The following is a 7296-nucleotide window of genomic DNA, read 5'->3' as shown; positions in this document are numbered from 1 at the left end:
CAAGCCGCCCCGATGCCGACGCCCGAGATCGTGGTGCCCGAGATCGTGGTGCCCCCGCGCGTGGCGATGCGCCCCCCCACGGCGGCTGCCGCGGTTCCGGAGCCCGTGCGCGCACCCTGGATACCCCGTCCGCTCGACGCCGCGGCGTTGCCGAATGGCCGCCGGGACGAGGAGGTCAGGGCCGTCCCCGACCGCACCGGAGAGGAACGCCAGCGCGAGCCGGCCGTGATCGCCGCCTTCGAGGGACAGGGGCTCGAGGTCCACCTGCAGCCGCTGGTCAGCCTGCCCCAACGCAAGGTGATCTCCTACGAGGCCGTGGCGCGGCTGCGGCTCGACGGCGAACTGCTCGAACCGGACCAGTTCCTTCCCGTGCTCGAACGCCATGGGCGCACCACCGATCTCGATCGGCGGATGCTCCAGAAGGTCGCCACGATCGGCCGCCATCTCGGCGGGCGCGGCAGCAACGCGGCGGTGGCTTATGCCCTCTCGCCGTTCTCCCTGTTCGAGCCCGGCTTCCTGCGGTCCCTGTCCCGACTCGTCGGCGACGAACCCGGATTCGCGGGGCGCCTCGTGGTGTCGCTGCCGCAGGCGAGCTGGCGCAGCCTCGATGCCGAGCAGGCCGGGGCGCTCGCCGCGTTGCGCGGCCGGCTCGGCTTCACCCTCGACCGTCCGGTGGACCTGCGCTTCGATCCCCTGGCGCTGGCGGACCGCGGCATCGGCCAGGTCAAGGTCCCGGCCGAGATGATCCTGCGTCCCGGCAGGAACGGCACGATGCCGGACATCGCCCTCGAAGACCTCGTGGCGTCCCTCGGCCGGGCCGGGATCCGCTTCGTCGCCGACCGGGTCGAGCACGAGGCCGATGTCCCCGACCTCATCGATCTCGGCGTGCCGATGGCGCAGGGCACGCTCTTCGCGCCCGCGAGGGCGGTGCGGGCCGAGGTGCTGGCATCGGCGGCGCCTCCTCCGACCGTCGAGGGAGGCGGTCCCGCACCCCAGCGCAGGCCCTTCCGCGATTTCCTGCGCCGGGCGGGGTAGCGGCGCGCGTTGATTTCGCATCGGCGGCGGCCTAACCCCTCCGGCGCCAGAGCCTCGCCATCGCGCGGACGAGGTTCGGATTCTTCGTTTTCCCGGTTCATTCCATGCTCCCAACCTCCCTGCCCGTCGGCGATCCCGCGCCGGTTCCGGTGCTGTCCGGCATCGCGGCGAGCGCCGAGCGCTACGATCTCATCCTGTGCGACGTCTGGGGCGTGCTCCATGACGGGACGCGGGCGCATCGCGGCGCGAGCGACGCGTTGATCCGGTTCCGCAGCCTGCCCGGGAACGGGCGGCCCCGTCGCGTCGTGCTGGTCTCGAACGCGCCGCGACCCTGGCCGGGCGTTCAAGCCATCCTCGACGGCTACGGCGTGCCGCGCGAGGCCTACGACGCCATCCTGACGTCGGGCGACCTTACCTGCGCCCTGCTGGCGCGGACGCCCGGCGCCCGCATCCACCATCTCGGGCCGGAGCGCGACATCACCATCTTCGACGGGCTCGACATCGCCCTGGTAGGAGCGGAGGCGGCCGATGTCGTCGTCTGCACCGGGCTGTTCGACGACACCTGCGAGACGGCGGAGGACTATCGCGATGTCCTCGCCGCATTGCGTGCCCGCGAGGTGCAGATGATCTGCGCCAATCCCGACCTCGTGGTCGAGCGCGACAAGGTGCTGATTCCCTGCGCCGGCCTCATCGCCGCGGCCTACGCCGAGATCGGCGGCGCTGTGACCTATGCGGGCAAGCCCTACGGGCCGGTCTACGAAGCCGCGCTGGCCAAGGCGGCGGCCCTCGACGGAATGCCGGCGCCTGACCTCGGGCGCGTGCTCGCCGTGGGCGATGCCCTGCGCACCGATATCGACGGCGCAGCGCGGTTCGGCATCCCGAGCCTGCTCGTAGCCAGGGGCATCCACGCGGAGGAGTTGGGCGTGCTGGCCGAGCACGACACGCTCGGCGACGTCGCCGGATGGCTCGCGCGCCAGAGCGTGCGGCCCGACGCCGTCATCGAGCGGCTGGTCTGGTAGCGCAAGCTCTAGTCGAACAACGCGTCGATGGCGTCCTGCGGGGTCGCCAGGCCCTTGAGCTGGGGACCGTTGAGGATCAGAAGCTCGTCGCGCACGCGGCGCTCCATCTCGGCCGGGTCCATCCCGGCCTCGTCGCGGGCCTTCACGGCGGTGGCGAAGCGCGTCAGGCGATTTTCCAGCTGGCGCAGGGCGTCCACGACCTTGCGGATGCGCTGGCCGGTGATGTCCTGGAAGGTGCAGGCCTCGAAGATGTCGTTCATCCGCGCCTCGACCTCGGTGCGGTAGTTCTTGTCGTTCGGCAGGCCGAGGATCTCCTCGGCCGCGTTCATGATCGAGTTCGTGGCGCCCGCCGTCGCGGCGACGACGCTGTCCAGCTCCTCGTGTGCCATGGGCAGACGGTCGCGGGTGAGCTCGTTCGCCCGCAACGCGGCGATCTCGTTGCGGACATGCGAGATGTAGTCAGCGATCTCGACGAGTTCGCGGACCAGAGATGGCTTCTCCGGCGCGGGGGCTGGCATACGCGTCTTGACTGCGAGTCCCATCGACTCCCGCTCCCACCGTGTCGTCTTCGCCCGGCCTTCTCGTGTCCGATCCCGGTCGGGGATCAGGCGCCGCAGACGGCTTCGATCTTGCTCTTGAGGGTCGCCGCGTTGAACGGCTTCACGATGTAGTTGTTCACGCCGGCCTTCTTGGCCGCGATGACGTTCTCGGTCTTCGACTCGGCGGTGACCATGATGAACGGGGTCGTGCGCAGGGCCTCGTCGGCGCGGACGTGGCGCAGGAGCTCGTAGCCGGTCATGGGCTCCATGTTCCAGTCGGAGATCACGAGGCCGTACTTGCGGTTCTTGAGCCGGGCCAGAGCCGCCGTGCCGTCGGAGGCGTCGTCGACCTCCTCGAAGCCGAGCTGCTTGAGGAGGTTGCGGATGATGCGGACCATCGTCTGATAGTCGTCCACCACGAGGATCGGCATTCCGAGATCGAGGGCCATGATAGGTACTGCTCCGTCAGTTCGAGGGCCGGTGCGGCGCGCGCCCCGTCACGGGTTGTCCAAGGAAGCGTCGCGGCACGACGCCTCTTGTCGAGGACAATACCGACGACTGAATTGCGAAGCGGTTAACTGCGGGAGCGATGACAGAACCAAAACAGGCCGGCAGGATGTTGTCGGATCGTCTGGAGCCGGGTCGAGTTCGGCGCCGATCGTGGCCGGCCGTCGGGCGCTTGACCCTCAAGGGCCTTTTCGACAGGTTCCGCGCCAGCCGACCCTGAAACCCTTCGGACCCGATGTTCCCTGGCGACGACACGGCCGTGCGGTCCCCTGCCCCGGATGCGCCGCGCGAGCCCTTCCTGATCGGCCGCGAGGACGAGCCGGTGCCGCCCGCCCTCATGGGAGCCGTGGCGGCCATCGGCAACTTCGACGGCATCCATAGCGGGCACCGGGCCCTGATCGCCGCCGTGCGCGAGACGGCGGCCGAGACCGGCCGACCCGCCGTCGTGCTGACCTTCGAGCCGCATCCGCGCGTCTATTTCCGACCCGACCAGCCGATGTTCCGCCTCAGCGACCGCGGGGCGAAGGAGCGGGTCTTCGCCCGGCTCGGCCTCGACGGCCTGATCGTGCGCCGCTTCGACGCCGGGCTCGCCAAGACCACTGCCGCCGGCTTCGTCGAGGACCTGCTCGTGCGCGATCTCGGGGTCACCGGCGTCGTGATCGGGCACGATTTCCATTTCGGACGGGGTCGGGAAGGGACGCCGGCGGTGCTGGCCGCCCTCTGCGCCACCGCCGGGCTGCGCTGCCGCATCATCGAGGCCGTCTCGATCGATCGGGAGGCCGAGCCGGTCTCCTCCAGCGCCATCCGGGCGGCGCTCGCGGCGGGCGACGTCGCCCGCGCCAACGCGTTGCTCGGCTATCGCTGGTTCCTGTCGGCGCAAGTCCGCCACGGCGACAAGCGCGGCCGCACTCTGGGCTATCCCACCGCCAACATGGCGCTGGACGAATGCGGGCTCGCGCACGGCATCTACGCGGTGCGGGCGCAGCTGCAGGACGGGAGCCTGTACGACGGGGTCGCGAGCTATGGCCGGCGCCCGACCTTCGATGACGGCGCTCCGCTGCTCGAGGTCAACCTGTTCGGGTTCGCCGGCGACCTCTACGGGCAGGACATGACGGTGGAGTTCGTCGCCCATCTGCGCGGCGAGGAGCGCTTCGACAGCGCCGAGGCGCTGATCGCCCGCATGGACCTCGACGCCGCCGAGGCCCGCAGCCGCCTCGCCATCGACATCACCCCCTCGATGATCGCCTGAGCGGCGAGCCGCGAGCGGTCAGCGGGCTTCGGACCCGGCCTCGACCGGCTTGCCGGCCGTCATGAGCGCCGCCGCCTGCTCCAGGCGGGCGGGGTCGCCGCCGCTGAGGAGATAGGCGGAGTGCCCATCCGTCCAATAGGCGGTCTCGCCGTCCTTCGAGCGGATGACCCGCGCCGCCTTCCCGTCCGGATCGGGGCGGTGGATGGCGAACAGCGACAGCTCGCCGAGGGTCCCGGCCTCAATCGCGACCTCGATCCCCGCCCCTGTCCGCGACGGGAAGACCTGGACGTCCTTCACCTGCCAGCCCTCGGGCAGGGCCGGCAGGGCGATGCCGGTCGCGGCCTCGATCCCGGCCTGATCGTAGGCCGGAGCCAGGCGCTGCGAGGCGATGCGGGCGCGGATGCGGGCGGCCTCGCGGGCCTGATGGGCGTCGGCCACCAGGGCAGGATCGACGGGCGAGGCCTGGGTGTCGGCGATCCCGAACACGCCGACATCGGAATGCGCGAGCCAGCCCGCCCCCACCAGCAGGGCGATCGCCGCCGCCCGGCGCAGCCGGTCCGTGAAGCGACCCCAGGCCAAGGAGCGATCCAGGCGGCGTGCCGTCTCGCGGATCCGCTCCGGCACGGGGTCGGGAGCATGGGCGAAGGCCTCGCGCAGGGCGTCGCGGTCGTGGAGCTCCGCCATCACCCGGGCGGCGACCTCGGGGTGGCGGGCAAGATGAGCCTCGACGTCGAGGCGGCGCATGATCGCGAGCTCGCCGTCGACATAGGCGGTGAGTTCGTCCTCGGTGATCGGGTCGGTGCTGAATGACTCGGTCATGGCTTGCTCGCTCGCTCTCCAGTCCGGGCGGTCGCCGAACATCGGGTCCGAAAACCCCGCGGCGCCCTTGGCCCTCGTCCCCGCTCATCCTGCCGGCCGGTCCCGATACGGCCCTAGCCCTCGCCGGCCGCCCTCGGCTCCGGCGCCGCCTCCCCGTCGACGGGACGGGACGGCACGAGCCTCAGGTGCGGCGGGTCCGCGGGTTTCGGCCGCGGCGAGGGTGCTTCCGCCCCCTCGCCGGCCTCGAAGGCGCGCAAGGCCGCCCGTCCACGACCGAGCCGCGACATCAGCGTGCCGATCGGGATGCCCAGGACCGCCGCGGCATCGGCATAGGCCATGCCGTCGATCGTCACGAGGTGCAGGGCCGCACGCTGCTCCTCGGGCAGGGTCAGGAAGGCCTGGCGGATCTGGGCGAGGCGGACATGCCCCTCCTGGGCCGGCGGGGCGATCTCCTCCGACAGCTGCACCAGCACGTCGGCATGGCGGGCCTCGACCCGCTTGCGGCGCTGGTCGTCGATGAAGACGTTGTGCAGCACCGTCATCATCCAGGTCCGCAGGTTGGTGCCCGCCCGCAGGGCCGGGGGTGCCTCCAGGGCCCGAACCAGGGCATCATGAACGAGGTCGTCGGCCCGCAGGGTGTCGCGGGTCAGCGCCCGGGCGTAGCGACGCAGCGGCACGAGCAGGTCGACAATGTCGGGCGGACGCTGAATCAATCGGATCGACGCTCATCAAGGTTAGAACGTGCGAGGCCGGGAGAATAATCCTCCCGGCACGGGACGCTCGGCAGGCCGTTCCGTCGATAGGCAGGTCTACCGACAGGCAAGTCTACTGATAGGTCTTTGGAAGGTCGAGAGTGCAGCGCCTGCCGATTTCGTCGTAGCTCTCGGCGAGCCAACCTTGAGCGGCCTTCCGTCCGAGGTCGCGCAGGCTCTCGAATACCCGCCAGCGCGCATCGAGCTTCGAGGAGGCCTCATACGCGTCGAGGGCCCCGGTCCCGTCGATCCGATGGACGAGGAGGCGGCGGTAGTCGCCCTGTCCCAGGACGCCCTCGTCGATCAGTCCCTCGACGAAGTCGATGGCGCGCAATTCCCGCATCAGGTTCCCGTTGAAGGTGATCTCGTTGAGCCGGTCCTGGATCTCCTGGGGCGTGCGCGGAGTCTCACGGCGTTCCACCGGGTTGATCTGCACGAGGACCATGTCCCGCGTCTCGGCCCCGCGATAGAGCGGATAGAGCGGCGGATTGCCGAGATAGCCGCCGTCCCAATGCGGAACACCGTCGATCTCCACCGCCTGGAACACCGTCGGCAGGCAGGACGACGCCATCAGGTGGTCGACCGTCAGGGTTTCGCGGCGGAACACCGCGAGCTTGCCGGACCAGACGTTGGTGGCCGAGACGAACACGTTGGCGGTGTCGGCCCTGCGCAGGCGCTCGAAATCCACCTGGGCCGCCAGGGTCTTGCGCAGCGGATTGATGTTGAGCGGGTTGGCGAGGTAAGGGCTCGGCTTGAGCGCACGCGCCCAGAACTCGGCCAACGGATTGTTCTTCCACAGGCCGAGCAGGCCGTTGAGCGCGCTGCGCTGGGCTGGCCAGAAATCGCCGTCGAGGCTGACTTCGCGCCAGAATCGCTCGAGTGCCCTCCGTGCTCCTTGCGGGCCGTCTTCAAGCCAGCCATCGACCAGGATCACGGCGTTCATGGCGCCGGCGCTCGCCCCGCTCAGCGCCTCGAAGCCGAGGCGGCCGTCCTCGATCAACGCATCGAGAACACCCCAGGTGAAGGCGCCGTGGGCGCCGCCGCCCTGCAACGCGAGCGACACCATCTTCTCCGTCCTCGGCCCCCTCAGTCCGATGATCGCCGATGGAACCGGCTCGCCGGCCGGTGGAGCCCCGACGAGATCGGCGGCCGAATCAGTGATGGTGTGGTGCGGTCCGATGCGCGAAACGTCGTCCATCCGAGGATTCCCTGCGCTTATGTTGCACTGCAGCATATTGGATTGGTGCGTAGCAACAACAAGAGATCGGGGGCACTGTTCCGCAACCCTGCCCTGCAGAACGAGGCGTCGCAGCACGCGAACCTCGACAAGGCGCGCGGGATGCGACATGGGTCTTGCCGCGAGGGTCTTGGGTCTC

Annotated in this window: 8 protein-coding genes; 3 read left to right on the top strand and 5 right to left on the bottom strand. The window is 70.2% G+C overall.

All coding sequences use genetic code 11. The annotated features are described in order from the left end of the window. Positions 1–1035: EAL domain-containing protein (locus ACFE7U_RS05740; RefSeq protein ID WP_375408770.1), on the top strand; the 1035-nt coding region annotated here is incomplete at its 5' end. Positions 1036–1139: 104 nt separating this feature from the next. Further along, positions 1140–2054, top strand: a complete 915-nt coding sequence (locus ACFE7U_RS05735) for a TIGR01459 family HAD-type hydrolase (RefSeq protein ID WP_375408769.1) — start codon at positions 1140–1142, stop codon at positions 2052–2054. 8 nt (positions 2055–2062) lie between these two features. Here the strand turns inward: ACFE7U_RS05735 and ACFE7U_RS05730 are convergent, their stop codons facing one another. Both ACFE7U_RS05730 and ACFE7U_RS05725 read right to left on the bottom strand, forming a co-directional pair. Beyond that, positions 2063–2572, bottom strand: a complete 510-nt coding sequence (locus ACFE7U_RS05730) for a protein phosphatase CheZ (protein ID WP_375408768.1) — start codon at positions 2570–2572, stop codon at positions 2063–2065. Between the two features lie 86 nt (positions 2573–2658). Beyond that, positions 2659–3042: a response regulator gene (locus ACFE7U_RS05725; RefSeq protein WP_018046001.1), complete on the bottom strand. Its 384-nt coding sequence runs from the start codon at positions 3040–3042 to the stop codon at positions 2659–2661. Positions 3043–3335: 293 nt separating this feature from the next. Between ACFE7U_RS05725 and ACFE7U_RS05720 the strand changes: the two genes are divergently transcribed. Further along, positions 3336–4349 (top strand): bifunctional riboflavin kinase/FAD synthetase, encoded by a 1014-nt coding sequence (locus ACFE7U_RS05720; protein ID WP_375408767.1) that lies wholly within the window; start codon positions 3336–3338, stop codon positions 4347–4349. Positions 4350–4367: 18 nt separating this feature from the next. On the opposite strand, the gene ACFE7U_RS05715 is transcribed toward ACFE7U_RS05720, so the two are convergent. The 3 genes from ACFE7U_RS05715 to ACFE7U_RS05705 form a co-directional block, all read right to left on the bottom strand. After that, entirely contained in the window at positions 4368–5168 is an 801-nt protein-coding gene (locus tag ACFE7U_RS05715) for an anti-sigma factor family protein (RefSeq protein ID WP_375408766.1), read from the bottom strand. A gap of 113 nt (positions 5169–5281) precedes the next feature. Further along, on the bottom strand, positions 5282–5881 hold the full coding sequence (locus ACFE7U_RS05710) for a sigma-70 family RNA polymerase sigma factor (RefSeq protein ID WP_375408765.1): 600 nt from the start codon (positions 5879–5881) through the stop codon (positions 5282–5284). A 112-nt stretch (positions 5882–5993) separates the two neighbouring features. Next, positions 5994–7118 (bottom strand): patatin-like phospholipase family protein, encoded by a 1125-nt coding sequence (locus ACFE7U_RS05705; RefSeq protein ID WP_375408764.1) that lies wholly within the window; start codon positions 7116–7118, stop codon positions 5994–5996. Positions 7119–7296 lie beyond the last annotated feature (178 nt).

This window comes from uncultured Methylobacterium sp., assembly GCF_964251405.1.
GTDB lineage: Bacteria > Pseudomonadota > Alphaproteobacteria > Rhizobiales > Beijerinckiaceae > Methylobacterium.
Note: the sequence above shows the minus strand (reverse complement) of the source record. Positions and strands in the feature narration are given on the sequence as shown.